Annotated in this window: 23 protein-coding genes and 1 pseudogene; 7 read left to right on the top strand and 17 right to left on the bottom strand. The window is 60.2% G+C overall.

Annotated features, from left to right (window positions below):
* From ACP7BN_RS04790 to ACP7BN_RS04765, 6 genes are all read right to left on the bottom strand, one after another.
* Positions 1 to 1242 carry an SfnB family sulfur acquisition oxidoreductase gene (locus tag ACP7BN_RS04790; protein ID WP_426202030.1) on the bottom strand — a complete coding sequence of 414 codons (1242 nt, stop codon included), beginning with the start codon at positions 1240 to 1242 and terminating at the stop codon, positions 1 to 3.
* Positions 1243 to 1513: 271 nt separating this feature from the next.
* Positions 1514 to 2278: a hypothetical protein gene (locus ACP7BN_RS04785; RefSeq protein ID WP_426202029.1), complete on the bottom strand. Its 765-nt coding sequence runs from the start codon at positions 2276 to 2278 to the stop codon at positions 1514 to 1516.
* Between the two features lie 461 nt (positions 2279 to 2739).
* On the bottom strand, positions 2740 to 3489 hold the full coding sequence (tcyN, locus tag ACP7BN_RS04780) for an L-cystine ABC transporter ATP-binding protein TcyN (RefSeq protein ID WP_426202027.1): 750 nt from the start codon (positions 3487 to 3489) through the stop codon (positions 2740 to 2742).
* A gap of 4 nt (positions 3490 to 3493) precedes the next feature.
* Entirely contained in the window at positions 3494 to 4159 is a 666-nt protein-coding gene (gene tcyL, locus ACP7BN_RS04775) for a cystine ABC transporter permease (protein ID WP_420646745.1), read from the bottom strand.
* Positions 4159 to 4959 carry a cystine ABC transporter substrate-binding protein gene (tcyJ, locus tag ACP7BN_RS04770; RefSeq protein WP_426202025.1) on the bottom strand — a complete coding sequence of 267 codons (801 nt, stop codon included), beginning with the start codon at positions 4957 to 4959 and terminating at the stop codon, positions 4159 to 4161. Before tcyJ ends, tcyL begins: the two co-directional genes overlap by 1 nt.
* 205 nt (positions 4960 to 5164) lie before the next feature.
* On the bottom strand, positions 5165 to 6157 hold the full coding sequence (locus tag ACP7BN_RS04765; RefSeq protein ID WP_426202022.1) for a D-cysteine desulfhydrase: 993 nt from the start codon (positions 6155 to 6157) through the stop codon (positions 5165 to 5167).
* Positions 6158 to 6347: 190 nt separating this feature from the next.
* Here ACP7BN_RS04765 and epsC point away from each other — a divergent pair, with 190 nt between their 5' ends.
* Complete coding sequence (epsC, locus tag ACP7BN_RS04760) at positions 6348 to 7274, top strand: serine O-acetyltransferase EpsC (protein ID WP_426202020.1); 927 nt, start codon at positions 6348 to 6350, stop codon at positions 7272 to 7274.
* Positions 7275 to 7776: 502 nt separating this feature from the next.
* On the top strand, positions 7777 to 9738 hold the full coding sequence (gene betT / locus ACP7BN_RS04755; protein ID WP_426202212.1) for a choline transporter BetT: 1962 nt from the start codon (positions 7777 to 7779) through the stop codon (positions 9736 to 9738).
* 22 nt (positions 9739 to 9760) lie between these two features.
* Here betT and ACP7BN_RS04750 read toward each other — a convergent pair whose 3' ends face one another.
* The 5 genes from ACP7BN_RS04750 to ACP7BN_RS04730 are packed head-to-tail and all read right to left on the bottom strand — an operon-like array spanning position 9761 to position 12796.
* Entirely contained in the window at positions 9761 to 10021 is a 261-nt protein-coding gene (locus ACP7BN_RS04750; RefSeq protein ID WP_426202018.1) for a hypothetical protein, read from the bottom strand.
* A 25-nt stretch (positions 10022 to 10046) separates the two neighbouring features.
* The gene (locus ACP7BN_RS04745) at positions 10047 to 10538 is read right to left on the bottom strand and encodes a DoxX family protein (protein ID WP_426202017.1); all 492 of its coding nucleotides are present in this window, start codon (positions 10536 to 10538) and stop codon (positions 10047 to 10049) included.
* A 51-nt stretch (positions 10539 to 10589) separates the two neighbouring features.
* On the bottom strand, positions 10590 to 11486 hold the full coding sequence (locus ACP7BN_RS04740) for an SDR family oxidoreductase (RefSeq protein ID WP_426202016.1): 897 nt from the start codon (positions 11484 to 11486) through the stop codon (positions 10590 to 10592).
* 30 nt (positions 11487 to 11516) lie between these two features.
* Entirely contained in the window at positions 11517 to 12023 is a 507-nt protein-coding gene (locus ACP7BN_RS04735) for a DUF1097 domain-containing protein (RefSeq protein WP_426202015.1), read from the bottom strand.
* A gap of 32 nt (positions 12024 to 12055) precedes the next feature.
* Positions 12056 to 12796 carry an SDR family oxidoreductase gene (locus tag ACP7BN_RS04730; RefSeq protein ID WP_426202013.1) on the bottom strand — a complete coding sequence of 247 codons (741 nt, stop codon included), beginning with the start codon at positions 12794 to 12796 and terminating at the stop codon, positions 12056 to 12058.
* 131 nt (positions 12797 to 12927) lie between these two features.
* Here ACP7BN_RS04730 and ACP7BN_RS04725 point away from each other — a divergent pair, with 131 nt between their 5' ends.
* Both ACP7BN_RS04725 and ACP7BN_RS04720 read left to right on the top strand, forming a co-directional pair.
* Positions 12928 to 13818 (top strand): LysR substrate-binding domain-containing protein, encoded by an 891-nt coding sequence (locus ACP7BN_RS04725; RefSeq protein ID WP_426202011.1) that lies wholly within the window; start codon positions 12928 to 12930, stop codon positions 13816 to 13818.
* Positions 13819 to 13838: 20 nt separating this feature from the next.
* Positions 13839 to 13934, top strand: a pseudogene (locus ACP7BN_RS04720) (type II toxin-antitoxin system HicB family antitoxin); the annotation flags it as partial.
* Positions 13935 to 13952: 18 nt separating this feature from the next.
* Here ACP7BN_RS04720 and ACP7BN_RS04715 read toward each other — a convergent pair.
* Positions 13953 to 15005: a LacI family DNA-binding transcriptional regulator gene (locus ACP7BN_RS04715; RefSeq protein ID WP_426202009.1), complete on the bottom strand. Its 1053-nt coding sequence runs from the start codon at positions 15003 to 15005 to the stop codon at positions 13953 to 13955.
* A 206-nt stretch (positions 15006 to 15211) separates the two neighbouring features.
* Here ACP7BN_RS04715 and ACP7BN_RS04710 point away from each other — a divergent pair, with 206 nt between their 5' ends.
* The 3 genes from ACP7BN_RS04710 to mgrA are packed head-to-tail and all read left to right on the top strand — an operon-like array spanning position 15212 to position 19835.
* Entirely contained in the window at positions 15212 to 17437 is a 2226-nt protein-coding gene (locus ACP7BN_RS04710; RefSeq protein ID WP_426202007.1) for a TonB-dependent receptor, read from the top strand.
* A 1-nt stretch (position 17438) separates the two neighbouring features.
* Complete coding sequence (locus tag ACP7BN_RS04705) at positions 17439 to 18758, top strand: LLM class flavin-dependent oxidoreductase (protein WP_426202003.1); 1320 nt, start codon at positions 17439 to 17441, stop codon at positions 18756 to 18758.
* 39 nt (positions 18759 to 18797) lie between these two features.
* Entirely contained in the window at positions 18798 to 19835 is a 1038-nt protein-coding gene (gene mgrA, locus ACP7BN_RS04700; RefSeq protein WP_426202002.1) for an L-glyceraldehyde 3-phosphate reductase, read from the top strand.
* 160 nt (positions 19836 to 19995) lie between these two features.
* Here the strand turns inward: mgrA and tauD are convergent, their stop codons facing one another.
* The 5 genes from tauD to gshA all read right to left on the bottom strand — a co-directional run bounded on the left by tauD (position 19996) and on the right by gshA (position 25344).
* Positions 19996 to 20838 carry a taurine dioxygenase gene (gene tauD, locus ACP7BN_RS04695; RefSeq protein WP_426202000.1) on the bottom strand — a complete coding sequence of 281 codons (843 nt, stop codon included), beginning with the start codon at positions 20836 to 20838 and terminating at the stop codon, positions 19996 to 19998.
* A gap of 26 nt (positions 20839 to 20864) precedes the next feature.
* On the bottom strand, positions 20865 to 21704 hold the full coding sequence (gene tauC / locus ACP7BN_RS04690; RefSeq protein WP_426201998.1) for a taurine ABC transporter permease TauC: 840 nt from the start codon (positions 21702 to 21704) through the stop codon (positions 20865 to 20867).
* Positions 21701 to 22495, bottom strand: a complete 795-nt coding sequence (gene tauB, locus ACP7BN_RS04685) for a taurine ABC transporter ATP-binding subunit (protein ID WP_420646759.1) — start codon at positions 22493 to 22495, stop codon at positions 21701 to 21703. Before tauB ends, tauC begins: the two co-directional genes overlap by 4 nt.
* Before the next feature lie 16 nt (positions 22496 to 22511).
* A complete protein-coding gene (tauA, locus tag ACP7BN_RS04680) occupies positions 22512 to 23489 on the bottom strand; it encodes a taurine ABC transporter substrate-binding protein (RefSeq protein ID WP_426201997.1) in 978 nt (325 codons plus the stop codon).
* Between the two features lie 271 nt (positions 23490 to 23760).
* Positions 23761 to 25344, bottom strand: a complete 1584-nt coding sequence (gene gshA / locus ACP7BN_RS04675; RefSeq protein WP_426201996.1) for a glutamate--cysteine ligase — start codon at positions 25342 to 25344, stop codon at positions 23761 to 23763.
* Positions 25345 to 25489 lie beyond the last annotated feature (145 nt).

Raw genomic sequence — 25489 nt, 5'->3', positions numbered from 1 at the left:
TCAGATCCAGGAGTGACGGGCCGGCAATTTACCGTTGAGGCGATAGGCGCCGACCGCGTGGTACTTCCAGCGCACCGGGTCGTGCAGGGTGTGCACCCGGGCGTTACGCCAGTGCCGGTCGAGGTTGAATTCGGCGAGGGTCGCGCGGCTGCCGGCCAGCTCGAACAGTTTTTCGCTGGCCAGCAGCGAAATTTCGGTGGTGAGCACTTTGGCTTCGGCCACGGCAATCGAGGCGCGGGCGGCAGAATCGGCAGTGATTGGTGCGGCGTGTACCTGATCAAGCACTTGCCCGGCCTTGCGCAACAGCGCTTCGGCGGCGTGCAGTTCGATTTTCAGTTTGCCGATGTCGGCGATCACGTAGAGGTCATCGCTGGCGCGCTCGACCTTGGCGTCGATCCACGGCCGGGCGCGGGTTTTGACGAACTCGATGGCGTCGTCGATAGCGCCACGCGCGATACCGGCGTCAATCGCCGCTTGAATCAGCTGCGAGACGGCGCCTTGAGTATTGGGTTTTTCGTTGATCTTCCAGTTGTCCACAACGAGGCCGGCCTCGACCCGCACGTTGTTCAACAGGATGGTGCCGCTGGCGGTGGTGCGCTGACCGAAGCCCGACCAGTCATCGACGATGCGCAGGCCCGGCGTACCGCGACGCACGAAGGCCAGCACTTGCTTGCCGTCATCGTTCAGCGCCTTGACCGCAACCCAATGCGCGAACAGCGCGCCGGTGGAGTAGAACTTCTGGCCGTTGATCACGTAATCATCGCCATCGGCAGTGATCCGCGCCTTCAATTCGAGGGTGTCTTTGGTGCCGCGTTCGGGACCTGCATTACCGATGCGCCAGCCTTCCAGAACACTCTGGAACAGCTGTTTTTTCTGCGCTTCGGTGGCGCAGCCGAGTACCAGATTGAGGATGCCGAACTGGTTCTGCGGAATCTGCCCCAATGCCGGATCGGCCGCGGAAATGATCGCGAACACTTCGGCCAAAGTGACGTACGAAACCTGCGGTCCGCCGTACTCGCGCGGGATGGCAATGCTGCCCAGACCGCTGCGGGTGAACTGCTCGATTTCTGACCACGGCAACTTGCGCTGACGGTCGCGTTTGGCCGCTTGCACGCGGGCGACTTGCGCCAGGTCATGGGCAGCCTTAATGGCTTGGGCGTCGCTACGTAGCACTTGCGCGGGCAACAACAGTGGGGCGATGTCCAGATCAGACTGGACGTTTGCGTCTGCCAGACTGGACATCAGTGCCGCTCCTTGGCTGCACGCAATGCCCTGGCGATCTGCACTGGGGTGATTGTGTTCCGGACCATACCTACCTCACATCTCATGAAAAACGCCGCAACGTGCGACGAAAGAAAGAATGTCCGGTGGTCCGGTGTATATACCCTAAGCGTGTATAAATATTAAATAAACTAACTTTTAGGAATATGTATAGAAGGGTGACTGTTCTGGTTGGTTAACAACTTTTGCAGACATGCAGCAATTCCCTGTGCTGGGGCACAGGGAATTGGATTTAGTCCTGGCGGGACTCAGCGGCTTTGGGGATTTGTTTGAGCGGGACTTTGAGATAGGGATTCACACATCCGATTTTCAGCGTGCGCGGTGGTGCCCAGCGCGAGTTGTTACCGACCCGGTCGAGGATGCAATAGGTCACGTCCAGCCGCAGATCTTCGCCGCCTTCGACAATGATTGCCGGCGGCACCCAGACCTGGATCGGCCGGCCGATATCGTCGACCGTGATCCGCGCCAGGTCCATGCGCACGTCGCCCCAGCGCAACGTGATTGCATCGTCTTCAGCCATGTTCAGATACGGCTCGATGGTCAGCGGCACGCCACGTTTGATCTGGCTAGGGTTTACGCCCTGACGGCGAATGGTCTCGGGCAGGATCACCGGCGCCAGTTGCTGGTTTTCGTCACCGCACAGCGGCGAAGGCTGGCCGCCGGGGCAGTCGAGCTTGACCTCGATCCGGGTGGTCGCCGACAACGCCGGGCCTTGGCCGACCTGCATGACCCGGTAATGAATGGTCGAAAAACCGCTGGCAATAAAACTCTCTGGCACCCGCAAGCTGATTGGCGCACCGAGCTCTTCGTCGACCAACACCCGCGAAGCCACGTAGCAGCCGTCCCAGAACAGTTCGATCAGATCTCCTGCGTCCATTCCAGGGTACGGCGCCACGTCGATCAGCAAATGAGCGGCAGCGGCCAGGTTGATGCCGGTTTTTTGCGCCAGCGTCAGGCTGGGCGCTGCCAGCAGCGCGGTGTGCGAAGTGCGAGTCATGCTTTCTCTCCTTGAAGCATTGCAAAGAAGTCCGTTTCTGAAAGAACAAAAGTCGTGTATTACCGGGCAATAAAATAATCAACAGTTGTTGAACTTTGACAGTGCTTGTTTGCAATGCGGGGTGCCGGTGGGTGACTAGATAAAAGTTCGCCTTGAGAAGTGTCAATAGAGACGCTTACTTAATCCTTGAATTACAAGTTAATCAGAAAGCTCCTACGCTGAATAAGCACTGTGCCTAGCCTGTTTTGCGAAGACGGCCACGTATATCGGCGGTTTCAGGTGGTCGCGGCGAATGTCTCTGCCCACCTTTGCCTTAGGGTATTGACAGATTTCAGGCGTGACAGATCTGTTGCAGGACATATATATGTACCGCATGGATCGCTAATTTAGATTGATGTTTAAAAGGAAGGTAAGGCGGGGCGGATGTAACTTCCATCCTTGGAAGTTTGATGCTTGAGTTGTCAGGCGTGACTTCTGAACTTGCTGAGAAACTGTCGCGTACGTTCTTCTTGCGGATTGGCAAACAACTCTTTCGCGTCACCTTGCTCGACGATTACACCCTTGTCGAAAAACACCACACGGTTGGCCACATCACGAGCGAAAGCCATCTCGTGGGTGACGATGACCATGGTGCGGTTTTCTTCCGCCAGGCCACGGATGGTCGCCAGTACTTCGCCGACCAGTTCCGGATCGAGCGCCGAGGTCGGTTCATCGAACAGGATCACTTCCGGCTCCATCGCCAGCGCCCGGGCTATCGCCACGCGCTGTTGCTGACCACCGGAAAGCCGTCGGGGATAGGCGTCTTCCTTGCCCGCCAGACCAACCTTGGCCATCAGCTTCTTGCCCAGGGCAATGGCTGTGTCGCGGGGCATCTTCTTGACCACAATCGGGCCTTCGATGACGTTTTCCAGCGCGGTGCGATGGGGGAACAGGTTGAAGTTCTGGAACACGAAACCCACGTGCTGGCGCAGGTTGCGCACCAGGCTTTGCTGCTGGTTCAACGGACGGCTGGTATCGATCTCGATCTTGCCGACCTTGATCCGGCCGCTGGTGGGTTCTTCTAGGAAATTCAGGCAGCGCAGGAACGTGGTCTTGCCCGAACCGCTGGGGCCAATGATCGCCACGACCTCGCCTTCTTTCACTTCAAGATCGATGCCGTTGAGCACGACTTGACCCTTGAATTGCTTTGTCAGTTTTTCCACGACAATCATGAGGTCAGGACTCCTGGTCGTGCCGATTGACCCGCTCTTCCAACTTGTTCTGGAAGTGCGAAAGCACTGTAGCCAGAACCCAGTAGATCAGCGCGGCGGCAAGATACATGGTGAAGACTTCGAAAGTCCGGGCGGTGATCAACTGCGCCTGGCGGAACAGCTCTGGCACCTGAATGGTGGCGGCCAGCGCAGTGTCCTTGACCAGTGAAATGAAGCTGTTGCCCAGCGGCGGCAACGCCGTGCGCATGGCTTGCGGCAGGATGGCCCGGCGCAAAGTCTGCGCGCGGGTCATGCCGATACTCGCAGCGGCTTCCCACTGACCACGCTCGATCGAGCTGATCGCGGAACGCAGGATTTCACAGGCGTAAGCGGCCATGTTCAACGAGAAACCGATCAGGGCTGCCGGTAGCGGGTCGAGTTCCAGACCCATTTGCGGCAAGCCGTAATAGATCACGAACAGTTGCACCAGCAACGGCGTGCCGCGAAAGAACGACACGTAGATGCGTGCCAGCCAACTGACCGATTTGAAGCGCGACAGGCGCATCAACGCCAGGCCAAAGCCCAGCAGCAAGCCGAAGAACATGCCGCCGAGACTGAGGATCACCGTGTAATACGCGCCCTTCAGCAGGAAGGGCGCGGAGTCCAGTGCGAGTTGGAAAGCTTCTTCCATTATTGAGTGACGTCAGCGCTGAAGTATTTTTCCGAAAGCTTTTTCAGCGTACCGTCGGCACGCAGCTCATCGAGCGCTTTGTTCAGGGCCGCCAGCAGTTCCGGCTCACCTTTACGCAGGGCAATCCCGGATTCCTGACGCGAAAACGCTTGGCCGGCGGCGACGGTTTTCGGGGCTTTCCTGGCGTATTCGAGTGCGGCCAGACGGTCGATCAGAATCGCGTCGGTACGGCCGTTGTTCAGATCGGCGAACTTGGTCGGATCATCGTCATAGGTACGCACGTCAGCACCCGGCACGTTGGCGCGAACCCACTGTTCGTAGTTGGTACCGAGGCCCACGCCGACTTTCTTGCCGGACAGGTCAGCAGCGGTCTTGATGTTCAGCGCAGCTTCCTTGTCCTTCAGCACCAGTGCCTGAATCCCGGAAACGGTGTACGGCTCGGAGAAGTCATACTTCTTCTTGCGCTCCTCGGAAATGGTCACCTGATTGACCACCAGGTCCAGACGCTTGGATTCCAGAGCGGCGAGGATGCCGTCCCACTTGGTTGGCTGAATCTTGGCTTTCACACCGAGCTTTTTCGCCAGCGCTTCGGAGAGTTCAACTTCGAACCCCGACAGTTTGCCGTCGGCATCCACGAAGCTGAACGGAGGATAAGTGCCTTCCAGACCGACGTTGATCACGCCTTTGTCCTGGATGGTTTTCAGTTGCTCACCGGCAACCGCTTGCCCGAGCAGACCGGCGCCCAGCGCCAGGCCCAGCGAACCTACCAGCAGATTTCGACGTAGTGCGGAAAAATTCATGACAAGCCCCTGTGTTTTCTTATGGAAGACGCTTAAGGAAAGTTGGCAAATCCGGGAGTTCAACGACAGCGCTATCCTGCCTTAAAGCAGCTTATGCGTCTCGCGCCAAATTCGCCTGCGGCGAGACTATAAGACCGTTTGCTTAGAATGGAAAATAATGAATTTTCCATTTGTTATGCTTTTTAGCGCTATGCGAGCGCTGTGCTTACAAGTAGTCCTTGTACGCGAACAACGCCGGGGCGCCGCCGGTGTGCAGGAAGATGATCGGACCTTCATCGAAGCGTCCGCGACCGATTCCGTCGAGCAATCCGGCCATGGCCTTGCCGGTGTACACCGGATCAAGCAACACACCTTCCTGACTCGCCAGCAACTTCACCGCTGCCAGGGTTCCGGCATTCGGCTCCCCGTAGCGCGGCCCGAAATATTCGTCCCACAACTCGACCTTGAAACTCTCCGGCAGTTCGATGCCCAGTAGCTCGGCAGTGCGTTCGGCCAGCCCCTGGACTTTCGGACGCTGATCCTCTTCACTGCGCGAGACCGTTACGCCAATCACAGGCAGTTGCGGCAGCACTTCACTCAAGGCCAGAGCCAGGCCGCTGTGAGTACCGGCGCTGCCAGAGGCGAGCACCACGGCAGAAAACTGCAAACCGGTGTCCTTGATCTGTTCAGCGAGTTCCAGACCGGCGCGCACATATCCCAGGGCACCTAGCGCATTCGAACCGCCAATCGGAACCAGATACGGCTTCTTGCCACTGTTGCGCAAGCGTGCGGCGAGGGCGGCCAGTTGCTCGTCGGCGTTGTCGAGGTTTTCCACCAGCTCGACCTTGGTGTCGAACAGATCCAGCAGCAGGCGGTTGCCGTTGCCGGTGTAATTGCTGTCGTCGGTGCCCAACGGGTTTTCCAGCAGCGCCACACAGCTCAGCCCGAGTTTCGCGGCAATCGCAGCGGTCTGGCGTACGTGGTTCGATTGCAGCGCGCCAGCGGTGATCAGCGTGTCGGCGCCTTGGGCGAGGGCGTCGGCAGCGAGGTATTCAAGTTTGCGCAGCTTGTTGCCGCCCATGGCCAGCGGCGTCAGGTCATCGCGTTTCAGGTACACGTCGCGACCGAGCCAGGTAGACAGGCGTTCGAGTTTTTCCAGGGCAGTCGGTTGGCCGAGCAGGTCAAGACGAGTGAAGCGTTGCAGCTGTTGTTTGATCATGAGCCCGTACTGGCAAAGAGAGATGTCGGGACTATAGGCACGCCGATTTGCCGGATCAACCGCCAATCGCTTATAGCCAAATCTACTGAGTCCAGCACTATCGGTTCTTAATTCGCGCCTGTAGCCCTGTCGTAAAGTAGTCGCCGTTGAGGCGGCCAGACAGTCCGGCCGCCCGTGAGGAGTCTTTACCGTGAGCGAGCGTTCCAGTCATTGGCAATTGCAGACCATCGTCAGCCAACTGCGTACTGCGCGCGATCAGTGGCGCGCAGAGAATGGCCGCGCTTCGGGCGAGCAGGGCGGACGCGAGTTGCCGTCCCGTGCGGCGATGGCGGAGATTCTTGAAGCGCTGTGTGGCGCACTGTTTCCGATGCGTCTGGGGCCGGTGGATTTGCGTGAGGAAAGCGAAGATTTCTACGTCGGCCACACCCTCGATGTGGCACTGAATGCGCTGCTGACTCAGGCGCGTCTGGAGCTGCGCTACGTTGCCCGGCACAGCGCGCAGGTCGATACCGAAGTCGAGGCGCAGGCGATCAGGATCATTCAGGATTTCGCCCTGGCGTTGCCAAAGCTGCGCAGCCTGCTCGACAGCGATGTGCTGGCGGCTTATCACGGCGATCCGGCGGCGCGCAGCGTAGATGAAGTACTGCTGTGCTATCCGGGGATTCTGGCGGTGATCCACCATCGGCTGGCGCATCATTTGTACCGCGCGGGTCTGCCGCTGCTGGCGCGCATCAGTTCGGAAATCGCGCATTCGGCGACCGGCATCGACATTCATCCGGGTGCGCAAATTGCGGGTAGTTTCTTTATCGACCACGGGACGGGTGTGGTGATTGGCGAGACCGCGATCATCGGCGAGCGCGTGCGCATTTATCAGGCGGTGACGTTAGGCGCCAAGCGCTTTCCCGCGGATGAAGACGGGCAGTTGCAGAAGGGCCATCCGCGGCATCCGATTGTCGAGGATGATGTGGTGATCTACGCCGGGGCGACGATTCTGGGGCGCATCACGATTGGCAAGGGCTCGACGATTGGCGGCAATGTCTGGCTGACCCGGAGTGTGCCGGCCGGGTGCAATCTGACCCAGGCGAATTTGCAGCATGATGACGGGACGCAGAAGTAAGGCAGCCAAAAGCTACCCTCACCCCAGCCCTCCCGAAACGTCGGACCGCCCGGAGGGAGAGGGGGCCGACCGAGGTGTCTGGCGTCATACATCGACCTGAAAAATCCAGTTGATTATGGATTCAGCAAAGCACCATCAGGTCGATGGTGCTCTGAAGCATCTCCCAATCAGTCCCCTCTCCCTCCGGGCGGTCCGACGTTTCGGGAGGGTTAGGGTGAGGGTGCTTCTGCTTTTAATTTTCCCAGTGAACGATTCCCTCCAATCCCGCGTCATACCCAACCTTGAGCTAGCGTACAAACAGTACCGCCCAGCCTTGCGATTAGTCCTTAGCGTACTATCCATGTTTAACTTGAACGTTCATTCAAGTTAAACCGGTAGCTCGCTGCCCGCTCACAACAGGAGGCTTGCCTTTGCTGAGTCCGATTATTTCAGCCACGTTTCAATCCCTCGAGGTGCACCTTTCATGAGTGCATCGTCTACTCCCGCCAGCGGTCTGGTGCGGATGAATCCGCCGGTTTTCTACTTCGCCGCGACGGTGATTCTGCTGTTTGGCCTGGTGGTCATCGCCATCCCGGAACAGGCCGGTGCCTGGCTGCTGGAAGCGCAAAACTGGGCGGCCAATACGGTCGGCTGGTACTACATGCTCGCGATGACCTTGTATCTGGTCTTCGTGGTGGTCACCGCGTTATCCGGCTACGGCAAGATAAAACTCGGTGCCGACCACGACGAGCCCGAGTTCAGTTACCTGTCCTGGGCCGGCATGCTGTTCGCGGCCGGGATCAGCATCACGCTGTTCTTCTTCTGCGTCTCCGAGCCGCTGACGCATATGCTCCAGCCTCCTCAAGGCGAGGCGGGCACTGCGGATGCGGCGCGCCAGGCGATGCAGATTCTGTTTTTGCATTGGGGCTTGCATGGCTGGGGCGTGTTCGCTTTCGTCGGCATGGCGCTGGCGTACTTTGCGTACCGGCATAACCTGCCGCTGGCCCTGCGTTCGGCGTTGTATCCACTGATCGGCAAACGCATCAACGGCCCGATCGGTTATGCGGTGGATGGCTTCGGCATTATCGCCACGGTGTTCGGCCTGGGTGCGGACATGGGTTTTGGTGTGTTGCACCTCAACTCCGGTCTCGACTACCTGTTCGGCATCGCCCATACGCAATGGATTCAGGTCGGCCTGATCACGCTGATGATGGGCGCGGCGATTCTGGTGGCTGTGGCCGGCGTCGATAAAGGCGTTCGGGTGATGTCCGACATCAACATGCTGCTGGCCTGCGCGCTGCTGCTGTTCGTGCTGTTTGCCGGTCCGACTCAGCACCTGTTGAACACCTTGATCCAGAACGTCGGCGACTACCTCGGCGCGTTGCCGATGAAGAGTTTCGACCTCTACGCCTACGACAAACCGAGCGACTGGCTCGGCGGCTGGACAGTGTTCTACTGGGCCTGGTGGATTGCCTGGTCGCCGTTCGTGGGCCTGTTCATTGCGCGGATTTCCCGTGGCCGTACCATCCGCGAATTCGTCTTCGGCGTGCTGTTGATTCCGTTGGGTTTCACCCTGGCGTGGATGTCGATTTTCGGCAACAGCGCCATCGATCAGGTGCTTAATCACGGCATGTCGGCGATGGGTATGTCGGCGATTGAAAACCCGTCGATGACCCTGTATCTGCTGCTGGAAACCTACCCGTGGAGCAAAACCGTCATCGCGGTGACGGTGTTTATCAGCTTCGTGTTCTTCGTCACATCTGCCGACTCCGGCACCGTGGTGCTCTCGACCTTGTCGGCCAAGGGCGGCAATCCGGACGAAGACGGGCCGAAATGGCTGCGGGTGTTCTGGGGCGCGATGACTGCGCTGATCACCAGTGCGCTGCTTTTCTCCGGCAGTATCGATGCGCTGAAATCAGCGGTGGTGCTGACCTCGCTGCCGTTCTCGCTGATTCTGCTGTTGATGATGTGGGGACTGCATAAAGCGTTCTATCTGGAATCGCAGAAGCAGATCGCGCAGCTGCATTCGCTGGCACCGGTTTCCGGTTCGCGGCGTGGCACCGGCGGTTGGCGTCAGCGTTTGAGCCAGGCTGTGCACTTCCCGTCGCGCGACGAGGTGTACCGCTTCATGGACTCTACGGTACGTCCGGCGATTGAAGAAGTGACGGCAGTATTCGTCGAGAAAGGCCTGAACGTGGTCACCCAACCGGATCCGGCGCATGACAACGTCAGCCTGGAAATCGGTCACGGCGAGCAGCATCCGTTCATCTATCAGGTGCAGATGCGTGGCTACTTCACGCCATCGTTCGCGCGGGGCGGCATGGGTTCCAAACAACTCAACAACCGCCGCTACTACCGTGCCGAAGTGCATTTGAGCGAGGGCAGTCAGGACTACGATCTGGTCGGCTACACGAAGGAGCAGATCATCAACGACATCCTCGACCAGTACGAACGGCACATGCAGTTCTTGCATCTGGTGCGTTGATCGCACTGAGCGTCGGGTCCGGTCAGGACTCGGCGCTCAGCACCATGTACAACACCATCGCCGCTACTGGCACGCCGAAAACCATACTGCCGATCACCAGTTCCGCCCCCACCGGCTGGCCGGCATGCACCACGCCCACTGCACCATTAATCACCGTCAACGCGAGCCACAGCGCGGCGAAGCTGTAGGCCATCGTCTGGCGACTGAAGCCGATGCGCTCGCCGATGTAGAGCATCAGGGTCAGCAGAATCAGGCCGAAGAAGATGATGATGGTGGTGTGCATGGCGACGTCCTCGCGACCGCAACTTTCAGAGTTCTCGACCTAAAGTGTGGTCGAGTGAGTAGCGTCCTGCTCCGCGAAACAGGATGTACAGCGACAGAAACGCCATCAGCACCGGGTATTCGATGCCACGGTCGATCCAGGGCCACGTAGGTCCGAGAATACTGGCGATCGTCAGCATCTGGATACCCATCATCGCCGCCAGCAGGCGCGTGCCCAGTCCCAGAGCCAGCAGCAATCCGCCGACACCTTCCAGCAGCGCCACCAGCAGGCCAATCAGGCCCGGCATAGGCAGGTGCAGGACGTTCTGGATCAGGTTGATCGACGCGGCCATCGGATCGGCCATCGAACCGTGCGACTGACCCAGCAGTTTGGGCAAGCCGTGGGTCACCATGATCACACCGTACGTGGCGCGTAACAGGGCGTAGGAAATGGGTTCACCGAGGCGATAGAACGGCGCAAGGGCGAGAATAAGCAAGGTCGGGTTCTGGCGCATGGAGAGCTCCGAGGCACGGGTCATCAATGATCGTTCCCACGCAGAGCATGGGAACGATCGGTGGCAGAGCAGGCATTAGCGCAGTGTCGGTTTCAGCAGGTCTTCCAGACCGATGCGGCGGAACATCTCGGCGCGTACCCGATCGGCCATGGCGTTGACGATTTCCGCGCCGTCCTGCGACGGGTCGATATGGTGGCGGAACGGGCGAGTGCCGAAGGGCATGCCGACGATCTCGACGATAGCCTCGGCCACCTCGCCCACATCTGCGTCTGCCGGTTCCAGCGCGGCCAGACCTTTGAGTGCCTGATCCGGTACCCCGGCGTACGGGCCTTCGTTGTATTCGGCGGCACGGGCCTGATCGGCGGGAGAGCCGGAGTGCACGAAATGGTTGGTGCCCTTGGTGAAGGCACCCGGCACGATAATCGAGGTTTCCACGCCCCAGCGTGCCAACTCACTGGCGTAGGACACCGCCAGTGAATCCATCGCTGCCTTCGCCGCAAAGTACGGCGCCAGATACGGCGGAGTACCGCCGCGAGCACTGCTGGAGGACACCCACATCACCAGGCCTTGGCCTTGCTTGCGCAGTTGCGGCAGTGCTGCGCGGTTGACCCGCTGGGTGCTCAGCACGTTGATGTCGTAGAGCTGGGCAAACTGCTCCGGAGTAAAGGCCTCGGCGGGCCCTAACGACATGTGTCCGGCGTTGTGGATGATCACGTCCAGCTGACCGCAATCCTCGATAATTTTTGCGACACCGGCCTCGACCGATTCGGTGGACGCAACGTCCAGTTCGACGCTGCGCAAGTCGACCTGATGCTGGTCGGCGTAGCGCTGCACTTCAGTCACCTGTGGTGCGTTGCGGCCCAGGGTTTCACGCATGCTGGCGTAGACGGTGTGGCCAGCGTCGGCGAGCGAGCGGGCGGTCAGTGCACCAAAACCGCTGGAGGCACCGGTAATCAGAATGACGGATTTCATGGCGTTGATCTCTGCACAGTGAGGGTGGTTTCAGGCGCGACGAGGAAGGCGTTGTTGCGCGACGTGGGACAACCAGCCGGCGAAGGAACCGAGGGCGCCGGCGCCGCCCAGTTCAGCGAAGCTTTCCAGGGAGGGTTCCAGGTGCGAGGCGAAGTAGGCGATCAGGCCGAGAAAGTAAGCGACGAGGTTGTTCATCGTCCGGGTGGCACGCAGCGACACCACGACCATCGCCACGACAAACACCACGACCGGCAGGGCAAACAGGCCCAACGTGGGCGTCAGGGCGCCGATGCTCAGCGCCGCACCCATGCCGAAGGCGATGCCCATCAGCACACAGCCGAGGTTCACCAGGCCGTCGCGTAAGGTCAGGCCACGGCTAAAGAACGCGACCCAACCGACAAACATCGCCCACACTGGCAGGGTCAGCAACAGGCTGGAACCGGCCGCCAGTGCGGCAGTGGCGGCAGCCACCGCAGTGAACAGCGTAAACATCAGTTTCGATTGCCCGGTGTGGGCGGTATTGGCTGGATGACTCATGATTTTCTTCTCCTTGACTCGGGTGAGGACGCTCAGACGAGGCCGCCGTTGACGCGCAGGACTTGCCCGTTGACCCAAGCCGAATCCGGGCCGGCCAGGAAGGACACGACGCGGGAAATGTCTTCTGGCTGAGCCAGGCGTTCCAGCGGAGGCATCTTGGCGAAGGTCTGAATCTGCTCTTCACTCTTGCCGTGCAGAAACAACTCAGTAGCGACCGGGCCCGGTGCCACGGCATTGACGGTGATGTTGCGTCCGCGCATTTCCTTGGCGAATACCTGGGTCAGCGACTCCACCGCTGCTTTGCTGGCGATGTACACCGCGTAACCCGGCAGGTTCATGCCGACGGTGCTGCTGGAGAAGTTGATGATCCGCCCGCCACTGTTCAAGCGTGTCGCTGCTTCGCGCAGGGTATTGAAAGTGCCGCGAGCGTGGATGTTGAAGTTCTGCTCGAACAATTCGTCCGTGTGTTGCGCCAAGGGCAACACCTTGAGGATGCCGGCGTTATTCACCAGTACATCGATCTTGCCCAGTTGTGCCTCGGTCTCATCGAACATGCGCTGCACGTCGTCGGCATTGGCGACATCGGCCTTGACCGCCATGGCCTGATGCCCGGCCTGGCGCAACTCCACCACCAGTTTCGAGGCTTCACTGGCGCTGCTCGCATAGTTGATGGCGACGGCGAAACCTTCGCTGGCCAGTTGCTTGGCAATCACGGCGCCGATGCCGCGAGAAGCACCGGTTACGAGGGCGACTTTCGAAGTTTGCTGAGTCATGGCGATGATCCTTGTGCAGGTGTTGATTGGGTGTGGAGCCAATTTCACATGTTTACTCACACCGATAAATGCACGAGAGTTGCCTTGACTGTTCAAAAATCGCCAACAATCAAAAGCCGGGGGAAAGCGCCGTGGATCAAGTCAAAGCAATGAAGGTGTTCGTGCGGATCTACGAGCGCAGCAGCTTCACCCTGGCGGCCGATGACCTGAACCTGCCACGGGCGACACTGACTCACACCCTCAATCAATTCGAAGCCTGGCTCGGCACTCGCTTGCTTGAGCGCAGTACGCGCAAAGTGCGGCCGACACTGGACGGCGAGGCTTACTACCAACGCTGTGTGCAATTGCTCGCGGAACTGGAGGATGCCGAATTAGCGTTTCGCGGCGTGGCGCCAAAAGGACGGCTGCGGGTGGATCTGCACGGGACGCTGGCCAAGCATTTTGTGATCCCGGCGCTGCCGCAATTCATGGAGCGTTATCCCGACATCGAATTGTCGATCAGCGAGGCCGACCGCTTCGTCGATCTGATCGCCGAAGGCGTCGATTGCGTGCTGCGCGCCGGGACGCTTGGCGATTCCAGCCTGATCGGCAAGCGAGTCGCCAACCTGCGCCAGATCACCTGCGCCAGCCCGGCGTACCTGCGTCAATACGGTGAGCCGAAGAACCTTTCTGAATTGATAAACCATCGCGCGGTGAACTACGTCTCGCGCACCACGGCCAAGTTGTTTCCCTTCGAATTCGTGGTCGACGGCGAACTGCAGGAAGTCGCCATCGACGGTGCTCTGTCGGTGTTCGGCGCCGAAATCTACGCTGCCTCGGCCATTGCCGGGCTAGGCCTGATCCAGTGCCCGCACTACCGCATGCAAACCCAGATCGAACAGGGCCTGGTCTGCGAAGTGCTCACTGAAACGCCACCGCCGCCAATGCCGGTCTCGGTGTTGTATCCGCACAACCGACACATGTCGCCACGGGTTCGGGTGTTTGTGGATTGGTTGGGGGAAGTGTTTGCTGACGCGGGCTAGCAGAGGAAGGATTCAGCCACATGAAATTCCCGGTCGTTCTGCACAAGGATGCCGACTCGGACTACAGAGTGATTGTCCCGGATGTACCGGGGTGCTTCTCCGCAGGCGTTACGGTTTTTTGGCGGCAGCAGCTCCTACAGTTCTGTGGGGCTGGTGCTTTCGCGTTCGATGATTCGGCACTCCAGCAAATTCAAGCGCTGCACTTCATCAGTCGGCAGTACCCCGAGACTCTCCAGCACCCGCGTCGCCGCGAGCACACCAATCTCCAGCGCCGGGGGTTTGATTGTGCTCAAACTCGGCAGCAGCATCTCGGCAAACGGGTAATCGCCAAAACCCAACACGGCGCAGTCTTCGGGGATTTTCAGGCCGGCGCGTTGGCCGGCGAGCAAGCCACCGGCGGCGAGGTTGTCGTTGGCGAAGATGATTGCGTCGGGGCGCGGTGAGGTGTTCATCAGGGCTTGCATCGCCTGTTTACCGGCTTCGAACGGCGCACGATCGGCATCCGGTGCAAACACCCACGGCTGCAGCCCCAACTCGCGCACAGTGGCGGCGTAACCGTCGCGGCGCTCCAGCGCACTGAAGTCGCCGGGCGCGCTGTTCTGTACAAACGCGATGCGTCGATAGCCTTTGTCATGCAGGTAGCGCGCGGCGCTGACGCCCACTTCAAAATGCGAAAAACCAATCTGCATCGGCTCGCGATCAGGTTGGTAATCCCAGGTTTCGATCACCGGAATATCCGCCTCGGCGATCATCTTTTCCGTGCCCACGCTGTGAAAGTGACTGGTCAACACCAGCGCTGCCGGCGACCAGCCGAGGAACGCGCGCACTGCGTTTTCTTCCTGCTCGGTGCTGAAGTAACTCGACGCCAACAACAGCTGATAACCGTGGCGACTGAGAGTGTCGCTGAAGCCTTGAATGGTGTTGGCGAAGATCGGCCCGGAGATGTTCGGGATAACCATGCCAACGATTTTGCCGCGCGCTGAAGCCAATCCACCGGCCACCAGATTCGGCACGTAGCCCAATGCTTCCACCACAGCCGCAATCCGCTCGCGGCGCTCAGGCGAGACTTGCTCAGGCTGATTGAAGTAACGCGACACGGTGATCGCCGAAACACCCGCTTGCCGAGCCACCGCATTCAGGGTCACGCGCCCGGCGCCACGGCGTTTGCGCGGCTTTTCTTCGCTCAAGGTTCGATCCTTCTTAGAAACCAAATCGCATATAAACGTAATTTTTCAGTATTGGACGCTCTATGCCCGAGTTGCCAATACTGGCGATGTTAGCGCTAACAAAGCGCGTTGTCTGCTACTCGCTCGAGCGAATGCCCAAGACACCGAAACAGGCGCTGTCGTCGCAGAACGGCAGTGGTTCAAGGCAACTTTCGAGCGGGCAGAGCATGCATAACATTCCTGGGGCGACACACAAACTGGCGCAATCGATTCGCGCTGCGGGCTGGCTACTCACCGGATTGGCCGCGTTGCCAATGCCCGCTGCGTTCGCCGCCGACAGCACTGAGCAAGAGCCGACACTCAAGTCCGTAACGGTCACCGCTACCCGCCGCGAAGAGTCGCTGCAAAAGGTCCCGGTGGCGGTCTCGGTGATCGATGGCGAACAGCTGGAACGCGACAATCGCAACGGCGTGGCGAGCATCGTCCAGCAAGTGCCGTCGCTGAATTTCCGCACCGGTGCATCGAATAAAGACACCTCGTTGTTCGTGCGCGGCGTGGGCACGATTTCCACTTCTCCAAGCGTTGAGCCGACCGTGGCCACGGTGATCGACGGCGTGGTGTATGCGCGTCCTGGTCAGTCGACTCTGGATCTGCTCGATCTGGAACGCGTCGAAGTGCTGCGTGGTCCGCAAGGCACGCTGTTCGGCAAGAACGCCTCGGCCGGCGTGCTGAATATCACCAGCAAGGCACCAACCAACCAGACCCACGGCTACATCGACCAGTCGTACTACAGCGGCAACGAAAGCCGCACGCGTTTCGGCATCGGCGGCAGCCTGATTCCGGACACGCTCAAAGGCTCGATCAGCACTTTGTTCGGCAGCTACGACGGCAACGTCGACAACCAACATAACGGGCACGAGGTCAACGGTTACAACCATCGCGGCGTGCGCGGCAAACTCGAATTCACCCCGAATGATGAGCTCACCTTCACCCTGATCGCCGACTACATGCAGTCGCACGACGACGCGCCTAACGGCGTGGTCAGCAAGTCGCTGACTCCGGCGTTCAGCAACGCGTTGCGCCCGGTAAATGCCAGCAGCCACAACCGCGACATCAACACCGACACGCGCAGCCACGTCGAGGACACCAACAAAGGTTTGTCCGGGCAACTCGACTGGCAACTCGGCGATTACACCCTGACGTCGATCACCGCGTGGCGCGGCTGGGACAACACCCAGTATCAGGACGGCGACCGTCTCGGCACGGTGACCGCAGCATTCCCCGGCACGGCGGACAAGGGCGATCTGGCCTTCGATCAATACTCGCAAGAGCTGCGCCTCGCTTCGCCAAAAGGTGAATTCCTCGAATACGTCGGTGGCCTGTTCTACATGCACGGCAAGGACGACGAGACCTATCAGCGCACACTCACCACAACCACCCGCACCGAGCGAGGCGTGGCCGATTACAGCACCACCAGCGACAGCTACGCGGTGTTCGGTGAGAGCACGCTGAATTTCACTTCGGACTTTCGTGGCATCGCCGGCCTGCGCTACACCCACGATGATCTGGAATACGATCACCGCCGCGTCTCGACCTCGGCGACCACCGTCAGCGGCATTCAACCAGCGACCAGCAGCTCCGGTTCGGTGGACGAGGACGGCTGGTCCGGGCGCCTCGGTGTGCAATACGACTTGAGCGATGCGGTCACCACCTATCTGACCTACTCGCGCGGCTACAAAGGCCCGGCCTACAACGTGTTCTTCAACATGCAGCCGCGCGACACCGAGGCGCTGAAACCGGAAACCTCCAACACTTGGGAAGCAGGGATCAAAGCCACCTCTTGGAACAATCGCCTGACCACCAACCTGGCAATTTTCCACAGTGATTACGACAACTATCAGGCGAACTTTTTTGACACCGTTGCCGGGCAAGTCGTGACGCGCCTGATCAATGCTGGCAGCGTCAGCACCGAGGGCGTGGAACTCGACTACGCGTTGCAGGCGACCCAGCAGCTGAAACTCTCCGGCGCACTGGCCTACACCCGCGCACGCATCGACGAATTCGCCTGCCCGGCAGGCGCGGCGGCATCGTGCAACGTCAACGGCAAACCGCTGCCGTTCAGCCCGGACTGGAAAAGCTACGTGCGCGCCGACTACACGATTCCGCTGGATAACGGCCTGGATATAGAACTCGGCACCGACTACAGCTGGCAGAGCGAAGTGCAGTACGACATCAGCCAGAACGTAGACACCAAGCAGGGCGCTTACGGCATCTGGAACGCCAGCATCGGATTGGCCGATTACACCAATGGCTGGCGCGTGGCGCTGCTCGGCAAAAACCTCGCGGACAAGTCTTATTCACCGCTGCTGGCCAGCGGCGGCAATTACATTTACCGCGCCGTGCCGCGGGACGATGAGCGCTACTTCGGCGTGCAACTGCGCAAGGATTTCTGAGATGAGCAGACAGCTGAAACTCGGCGCGTTTCTCATGGCCACCGGGCACCACGTGGCGGCGTGGCGGCATCCGGATGTACCGGCGAATGCCGGGCTGGATTTTGCTCATTACAAACGGCTGGCGCAGATCGCCGAAGCGGCAAAGTTTGATGCTTTGTTCCTCGCCGACAGCGTTGCAGCGCCGACCCACGACATCGCCAGCCGCATGGCGCGCTCGGATCACTTCGAGCCGCTGACTTTGCTCTCGGCACTCAGTGCCGTGACCGAGCACATCGGCCTGATCGCCACGGCGACCACCAGTTACAACGAGCCGTATCACGTGGCGCGCAAATTCGCTTCACTGGATCATTTGTCCGGCGGCCGTGCGGGGTGGAATCTGGTGACCTCGGACAACGCTGCCGAAGCGCTGAATTTCGGCCGCGACGAACACATCGGCCATGCTGAACGCTACAGCCGGGCACGTGAGTTTCATCAGGTGGTCACGGGGTTGTGGGACAGCTGGGAGGACGATGCCTTCATTCGCAACAAGGCCAGCGGTGCTTACTACGACCCGGCGAAGTTGCATGTGCTGAATCACGTCGGCGAACACTTTCGAGTCAAGGGCCCGATGAACGTCGCGCGTTCGCCGCAGGGGCAACCGGTGATTGTGCAGGCGGGGTCTTCGGAAACCGGTCGCGAACTGGCTGCGCAAACGGCTCAAGTGGTGTTCACCGCACAGACTTCGCTGGCCAGCGCCCAAGCGTTTTACGCCGACCTCAAAGGACGCTTGGCCAAGTTCGGCCGCAGCGCCGATTCATTGAAAATCATGCCGGGTGTTTTTGTCGTGGTTGGCGAGACAGAGCAGCAAGCGCTGGAGAAATATGAAACGTTTCAGCAATTAGTCGAACCCGAGGTTGGCGTGGCATTACTTGGGCGTATGCTGGGCAACTTCGATTTGTCGAAGTACCCGCTGCACGGGCCGTTGCCGGAATTGCCGCTGACCGACAGTGGCCAGCAGAGCCGTCAGAAACTGCTGACCGAACTGGCGGGCCGCGAGAACCTGACGCTCGCCGAACTCGGTCGCAGGATTGCCGGTGGTCGCGGGCATTACAGCCTGATCGGCACGCCGGCGCAGATTGCCGACCGCTTGCAGGAGTGGTTCGAGCAAGGCGCGGCGGATGGTTTCAACGTGCTGGTGCCGCATCTGCCCGGCGGTCTCGAAGACTTCGCCAACGGCGTAGTACCGGAACTGCAACGGCGCGGGCTGTTCAGAACCGAGTATGAAGGCCGAACCTTGCGCCAGAACCTTGGCCTCGCCCGGCCCGGCAATCGATTTGCGTAGCAATCGACACCCAATTCAAGACAGACAAGAGAGGATTCGATGACTTACACCGCTGCCGAAAACCGCTATGACTCCATCCCTTACCGCCGCGTCGGCCGCAGCGGACTGGTGCTGCCGGCGCTGTCGCTCGGCCTCTGGCACAACTTCGGCGACAGCACGCCGATCGATACCCAGCGCTCGCTGCTGCGCACCGCGTTCGACCTCGGTATCAATCACTTCGACCTGGCCAACAACTACGGCCCGCCGTACGGCAGCGCCGAGGTCAACTTCGGTCGTCTGCTGCGCGAAGACTTCAAGCAGTACCGCGATGAGCTGATCATTTCGAGCAAGGCCGGCTGGGACATGTGGCCCGGCCCGTATGGCCAAGGCGGCGGTTCGCGCAAATACGTGCTGGCCAGCCTCGACCAGAGCCTGCAACGCCTCGGTCTGGACTACGTGGATATCTTCTATTCGCACCGCTTCGACCCGGACACCCCGCTGGAAGAAACCGCCAGCGCCCTCGCCACTGCGGTGCAACAGGGCAAGGCGTTGTACATCGGCATCTCGTCGTATTCCGGGGTGAAAACCCGTGAGATTGCTGCGCTGCTCAAAGAATGGAAAGTGCCGCTGCTGATCCACCAACCGGCGTACAACCTGCTCAATCGCTGGGTGGAAAAAGACCTGCTCGACACCACCGAAGAGCTCGGCACTGGCGTGATTGCTTTCACACCGCTGGCGCAAGGTCTGTTGACCGACAAATATCTGAACGGCGTGCCGGCGGATGCGCGGGTCAATCGCCCGGGCGGCGGTTCGTTGCAGGCTTCGCACTTGTCCGAGGCGAATATTGCTCACGTGCGCGCGCTGAACGAGATTGCCAAGCGTCGCGGGCAGAGCCTGGCGCAACTGGCGCTGGCGTGGACACTGCGTGATCCGCGAGTGACTTCGGCGCTGATCGGTGCGAGCCGGCCGGAACAGATTATCGAGAACGTCGGGGCGTTGAAGAATTTGAGTTTCAGTGCGGAGGAATTGGCGGAGATTGACCGGTTTGCGCAGGAGGGCGGGATTAATCTTTGGGAGCGGCCTTCAACGGCTGAGTAACTGTTCGGCGCCGGATTCTTCGGCGCCTCTTCCGGCCCCATCGCTGGCAAGCCAGCTCCCACAGGTACAGCGGCGTTCACAAGTTTTGTGTACGCCACCAGTCCTGTGGGAGCGGGCTTGCCCGCGATGAGGCCCTCACATTCAACCAACTATTCTGGGTTCAGCGGAAGAAAGGCACATCCCCCAACACCGTAGCCCGCTGCATCACCCGCCGCGCCGGGCGGTAGTCGTCCACCGCATAATGCTGCGTCACGCGGTTATCCCAGAACGCAATATCGTCCTGCTGCCAACGCCAGCGAATGGTGAATTCCGGGCGTGTCGCATGCGCAAACAGAAACTTCAAAATCGCTTCGCTCTCGGTCTCCGACAGCTCATTGATCTTCGACGTGAAGCCTTCGTTGACGAACAGCGAGCGCCGTCCGCTCACCGGATGCGTGCGAATCACCGGGTGCGACAGCGGCGGATTCTTGCGCCGCGCTTCTTCCCACTGCGCCAGCGCTTGCGGCGTGTTGCCATAGCGCTCCAGCGGAAACGAACGAGTGAAATCGTGAGTCGCAGTCAGTCCTTCGAGCAAGCTCTTCATTGGCGCCGACAGTGATTCATACGCCGCAATCCCGCTGGCCCACAAAGTGTCACCACCGAACTCCGGCAGCAGCTTGGCGCTGAGCACAGCACCCATGGCGGGGGTCGACAGGAAGGTCACGTCGGTGTGCCAGATCGCGTTGTCGCGCACGTCGGTGACGGCGGTGTCGAGGATCAGCACTTCGGGTTGCTCCGGTACATTCGGGTAGATCGGGTGAATGTGCAGGTCGCCGAAATAGGCAGCGAAGCGTGCCTGTTGTGACGGCTCAATCGGCTGGTTGCGGAAGAACAACACCTGGTATTTGAGCAGCGCCTGTTCGATGGCGTCGCGTTGTTCCAGGTTCAGCGGCTGGCTGACATCGACGCCGCTGATCTGCGCGCCGAGGGCCGAGCTTAATGGAGTGATATGCAGGCTGCTCATGGTGGTTCTCTTCAATTCCGGGGCTATCAGTGGGCCTGGCCGTGCCACGGCACCAGTTTGCGTTGCAGGGCGCGCAGGCCCATTTCCATGGCGAAGGCGATCAGCGCGATGACCAGAATCCCCAGCACTACCACGTCGGTGACCAGAAACTGCGCGGCCGACTGCACCATGAAGCCCAAACCGCTGGTGGCGGCGATCAGTTCAGCGGCGACCAGGGTCGACCAGCCAACCCCCAGGCCAATGCGCACGCCAGTGAGAATGTCTGGCAGGGCGCTGGGCAAAATCACATGGCGAATCAGCTGTGCCCGCGTCGCGCCCAACGACTGCGCCGCGCGCAATTTGGCCGGGTCGACCGTGCGTACGCCGGTCGCGGTCGCGATGGCAATCGGCGCGAAAATCGCCAGGTAGATCAGCAGCACTTTCGACAACTCGCCGATGCCGCACCAGATCACGATCAGCGGCAAATAGGCGAGTGGCGGAATCGGCCGGTAGAACTCGATCAGCGGATCAAGCACGCCACGGGCGATGCGGTTGGAACCGATGGCGATGCCGACCGGCACCGCTGTCAGAATCGCGAAGCCGAGGCCCAGACCGATGCGGCTCAAACTCGCGCCCAAGTGCTGCCACAGGGTCGAGTCCATATAGCCAGTCGTCACCAGCAGCCAGCCTTTTTGCAGCACGGCGGAGGGTGGCGGCAGGAACAGCGGTTCGATCAAACCGCTGGCGGTTACGGCCCACCAGATCAGCACCAATGCCGACAATGTCAGCAGGCTGATCCAGCGCGTGCTCAGGCCGCGCCGAACCGGAATTACCACCGAAGTGCCGGCGGGTTTTACCGTGGCTGCAGAAACGTCGTAGCTGCTCATGCGCGCTCCTGCCGCTGGGCGGCGCTGCGTTGCGCGAACACTTTGCCAAGCACGTGTTCGCGGGTTTCGATGAAGCGCGGGTCGGATTTGATCGCCCGCGCCGACTCGCCAGCAGCGTAACGCTGGCCGAAATCCAGGTGCAGACGCTCGACGATCTGCCCCGGATTCGGCGCGAGCAGAATCAGGTCAGTGGCAAGGAACACCGCTTCTTCAATGTCGTGAGTAATCAGGAACACCGGTTTAGCGGTGCGTTGCCAGACTTGCAGCAACAGTTCCTGCATCTGTTCGCGGGTGAACGCATCGAGGGCGCCGAAGGGTTCGTCCATCAGCAACACGCGCGGATCGGCGGCGAGGGCGCGGGCCAGGCCAACGCGTTGTTTTTGGCCGCCCGAGAGCTGCCAGATGCGCCGGTTTTCGAAACCGGAGAGATCGACCAGCGCGAGCATTTCACGGGCGATTTTTTCGCGTTTGTCCTTTGCCACTCCGGCCAGTTCCAGACCGAAACCTACGTTGGCCAATACGTCCTGCCATGGCAGCAACGCGTCGTCCTGGAACACCACCCCGCGCTCGGCGCTTGGGCCTTTGACGGGCACGCCATCAAGGGTGATGCGCCCGGCACTCGGCTCGACGAAACCGGCAATCAGGTTCAACAGCGAAGTCTTGCCGCTGCCGGACGGGCCGAGGGCCACCAGCAATTGCTGAGGCCCGAGGGTCAGGGAGATATCCGCCAGCACAGGTGCAGGGCTGCCGGGATACTGTGCGCTGATACGCTCCAGCTGTAGCAAGGCCATCGCATTTAGCTCCCGATCAGTTGGTGATGTATTTGGCGCTGACGTACGGCGCGTAGTCCGGCAGTACCGCGTCGACCTTGCCTTGTTCCTTGAGGAACACGGCGGTGTCGGTGATGGCTTTGGTGGTCGGCGCGCCGAGGTCGCTGACCTGATCCGCCGCCAGCGGGTAGACGTTGCCTTGCAGCAGCAATGGAATATCGCTGGCCTTGGCGCCAGACAGTTTCACCAGCTTGTCGACGTTGCTTTGATCGGCGAGCCAGGCTTTCGGGTCTTTACGATAATCGGCGTAGGCGTCGAGCGTGACTTTGGCGAACGCGGTGACGATTTCCGGGTGCTTCTCGGCGAAGTCTTTACGCACGATCCACGCATCGAAAGTCGGCGCGCCGAACTTGGCCAGCTCACCGGAAGTGATCAGCACTTTGCCGTTTTCCTTGGCTACGCCCAGCGCCGGATCCCACACGTAAGTGGCGTCGATATCACCGCGCTTCCACGCGGCAATGATCGCTGGCGGGGCGAGGTTGAGCACGGTGACTTTCGAAGGATCGATGTTCCAGTGCTTCAGCGCAGCCAGCAGGCTGTAGTGACCGGTGGACACGAACGGCACGGCGATTTTCTTGCCGATCAGGTCCTGTGGCGTCTTGATTCCGGCGCCGTCGCGAGCGACCAGTGCTTCAGCGGCGCCGATCTGGGTGGCGATGAGGAAAGTTTCCACCGGGACTTTGCGCGTGATCGCAGCAGTCAGCGGGCTGGAACCGAGGTAGCCAATCTGCACGTCGCCGGAAGCGATCGCGGTGATGACGTCGGCGCCGTTATCAAATTTGCGCCAGTCGATTTTGGCGTGGGTGGCTTTTTCGTAAGCGCCGTCGGCCTGGGCGACTTTCGCCGGGTCAACGGTGGTTTGGTAGGCGACGGTGAAGTCGGCGGCCTGCGCCATAAAACTCGCGGCAGCCAGAGAGGCTGCTGCCAGCAGGCGAAGCGGGGAATTCAATTTCATGGGGGAGCTCCTCATCAGGCGGCCGAGGGTCGGCGTGTGAGGAGACTAAATGATCTAAGAATCCAGAAATAAATAACTTTTTCGAATTAGCTTATTAACGGAAAAATCTAAGGCAGGGATGAACTCTCGTGGCGAGGGAGCTTGCTCCCGCTGGAGGCCGAAGGACTCCCAAATCGATTCAACGCGGTGTGACAAGTAATCCGTGTTTTATGGGTTTGCGACTGCGGCGCAGCCGAGCGGGAGCAAGCTCCCTCGCCACAGGGGATCTCTGTCAATTACTGATCGCCAAAATACTCGCCTGATACGACCCGACAAACACATCAAAATCCCCAACCTCGTTCTGCTCAAGCTCTGCCTGCGCCGCCAGCGATGTCCGCGCCAGTTCCTCAAACTTCGCCTGTTCCTCAGCCGCTAACGGCTCGCTGCGGAAGTACTCGGCATGCTCCTGGCTCTTGCGCAGGGAGAACTGCGCAAAGCTTTCCTTATGTTCAGCCATCGCCGCCAACACTTGTGCCGACGGCGTCAGGGACGAATCCTTGACCTTGGCCAGTTGCATATCCAGCGCCTTGCTGTGAGCGTCGCCGCCGTGGCTTTGATCGAGCAGCGCGGCCAGTGGGGCGATCTGCTCCAGCAGCTCGGCGGCCCACGCCTTCATCTCGACCGGCTCACCGTCACGCTGCAATTGCAGGCCCGGACGGCGACCTTCCTTGACCACGCTGAGGAAGTTCGAAGTCGCGCCGCTGCAGGAGATGTTGGTCAGCAGCGGGCTGTCATTCAGCGCGCAGTACAGCAGGAACGCGTCGAGGAAGCGCGACTCGGTGAGGTCGATGCCCATCGGCAAAAACGGGTTGATGTCCAGGCAACGTACTTCGACGTACTGAATGCCACGCGCCACCAGCGCCTGAATCGGCCGCTCGCCGGTGTAGGTCACGCGTTTCGGGCGGATGTTCGAGTAGTACTCGTTTTCGATCTGCAGGATGTTGGTGTTGAGTTGCACCCACTCGCCGTCCTGGTGCGTACCGACTTCAACGTACGGCGCGTACGGCGTGGCCACGGCTTTGCGCAGGCTGTCGGTGTAGCTCGCCAGATCGTTGTAGCACGGCGTCAGGCCGGCCTGAGCGTTGCTCTGGTAACCGAGGTCGCTCATGCGCAGGCTGGTGGCGTAAGGCAGGTACAGGGTGTCCGGATCGAGCTGTTCGAGCTGATGCGAACGACCGCGCAGGAAGCCCGCGTCCAGCGCCGGCGAGGCTCCGAACAGGTACATCAGCAGCCAGCTGTAGCGGCGGAAGTTGCGGATCAGTGCGATGTAGGAAACCGACTGAAAATCGCGGTCAGTGCCGACAAAGCCTTCAGATTCTTTCAGCAGCGGCCAGAGTTTTTCCGGCAGGGAAAAATTGTAGTGAATCCCGGCGATGCACTGCATGGTCTTGCCGTAACGCAGGGCCAGGCCCTTGCGATAGACGTATTTGAGCTGACCGATGTTGGAGCTGCCGTAGTAGGCGATCGGGATATCTTCCTCGGCCGGCAACGGGCACGGCATCGATGGACTCCACAGGTACTCGTTGCCGAGCTTGCTGTAGGCGAAGCGATGAATCTTGTCGAGGCTGGCCAGCGTATCGGCCGGATCCGGCAGGGCAGGCGTGATGAACTCCAGCAGCGACTCGGAATAGTCGGTGGTGATCTGTTCGTTGGTCAACGCGGAACCCAGGCTTTCGGGATGCGGTGTTTGCGCCAGACGACCCTCGCCGGTCACGCGCAGGCATTCACGTTCGATACCGTGCAGGCACTGCTCGAGCAGAGAGAGGTTGGCGCGCTCACCGAGCAGAGCCAGGCGGCGGTTGAGAAGTTCGCTCAATTTGGATTCCTTCACGCGTCAGTCGCCCCAATATGGGGGTGGGCAGGACGGTCTACAAGGGTGAAGTTGAAACTGGCGTTTTCGCCTGGTTTTCGGGCCATGGAAGCCCCACTGGAAATGCCGACTTCGTTCCCTGAATCTGGCA

The organism is Pseudomonas sp. TWP3-1 (assembly GCF_049896625.1).
Lineage (GTDB): Bacteria > Pseudomonadota > Gammaproteobacteria > Pseudomonadales > Pseudomonadaceae > Aquipseudomonas.
Note: the sequence above shows the minus strand (reverse complement) of the source record. Positions and strands in the feature narration are given on the sequence as shown.

Coding starts and splice junctions, on each gene's coding strand:
- ACP7BN_RS04790 (WP_426202030.1), bottom strand. CDS start 1,242: ATGTCCAGTCTGGCAGACGCAAACGTCCAGTCTGATCTGGACATCGCC.
- ACP7BN_RS04785 (WP_426202029.1), bottom strand. CDS start 2,278: ATGACTCGCACTTCGCACACCGCGCTGCTGGCAGCGCCCAGCCTGACG.
- tcyN (WP_426202027.1), bottom strand. CDS start 3,489: ATGATTGTCGTGGAAAAACTGACAAAGCAATTCAAGGGTCAAGTCGTG.
- tcyL (WP_420646745.1), bottom strand. CDS start 4,159: ATGGAAGAAGCTTTCCAACTCGCACTGGACTCCGCGCCCTTCCTGCTG.
- tcyJ (WP_426202025.1), bottom strand. CDS start 4,959: ATGAATTTTTCCGCACTACGTCGAAATCTGCTGGTAGGTTCGCTGGGC.
- ACP7BN_RS04765 (WP_426202022.1), bottom strand. CDS start 6,157: ATGATCAAACAACAGCTGCAACGCTTCACTCGTCTTGACCTGCTCGGC.
- betT (WP_426202212.1), top strand. CDS start 7,777: ATGAATCCGCCGGTTTTCTACTTCGCCGCGACGGTGATTCTGCTGTTT.
- ACP7BN_RS04750 (WP_426202018.1), bottom strand. CDS start 10,021: ATGCACACCACCATCATCATCTTCTTCGGCCTGATTCTGCTGACCCTG.
- ACP7BN_RS04745 (WP_426202017.1), bottom strand. CDS start 10,538: ATGACCCGTGCCTCGGAGCTCTCCATGCGCCAGAACCCGACCTTGCTT.
- ACP7BN_RS04740 (WP_426202016.1), bottom strand. CDS start 11,486: ATGAAATCCGTCATTCTGATTACCGGTGCCTCCAGCGGTTTTGGTGCA.
- ACP7BN_RS04735 (WP_426202015.1), bottom strand. CDS start 12,023: ATGAGTCATCCAGCCAATACCGCCCACACCGGGCAATCGAAACTGATG.
- ACP7BN_RS04730 (WP_426202013.1), bottom strand. CDS start 12,796: ATGACTCAGCAAACTTCGAAAGTCGCCCTCGTAACCGGTGCTTCTCGC.
- ACP7BN_RS04710 (WP_426202007.1), top strand. CDS start 15,212: ATGCATAACATTCCTGGGGCGACACACAAACTGGCGCAATCGATTCGC.
- ACP7BN_RS04705 (WP_426202003.1), top strand. CDS start 17,439: ATGAGCAGACAGCTGAAACTCGGCGCGTTTCTCATGGCCACCGGGCAC.
- mgrA (WP_426202002.1), top strand. CDS start 18,798: ATGACTTACACCGCTGCCGAAAACCGCTATGACTCCATCCCTTACCGC.
- tauD (WP_426202000.1), bottom strand. CDS start 20,838: ATGAGCAGCCTGCATATCACTCCATTAAGCTCGGCCCTCGGCGCGCAG.
- tauC (WP_426201998.1), bottom strand. CDS start 21,704: ATGAGCAGCTACGACGTTTCTGCAGCCACGGTAAAACCCGCCGGCACT.
- tauB (WP_420646759.1), bottom strand. CDS start 22,495: ATGGCCTTGCTACAGCTGGAGCGTATCAGCGCACAGTATCCCGGCAGC.
- tauA (WP_426201997.1), bottom strand. CDS start 23,489: ATGAAATTGAATTCCCCGCTTCGCCTGCTGGCAGCAGCCTCTCTGGCT.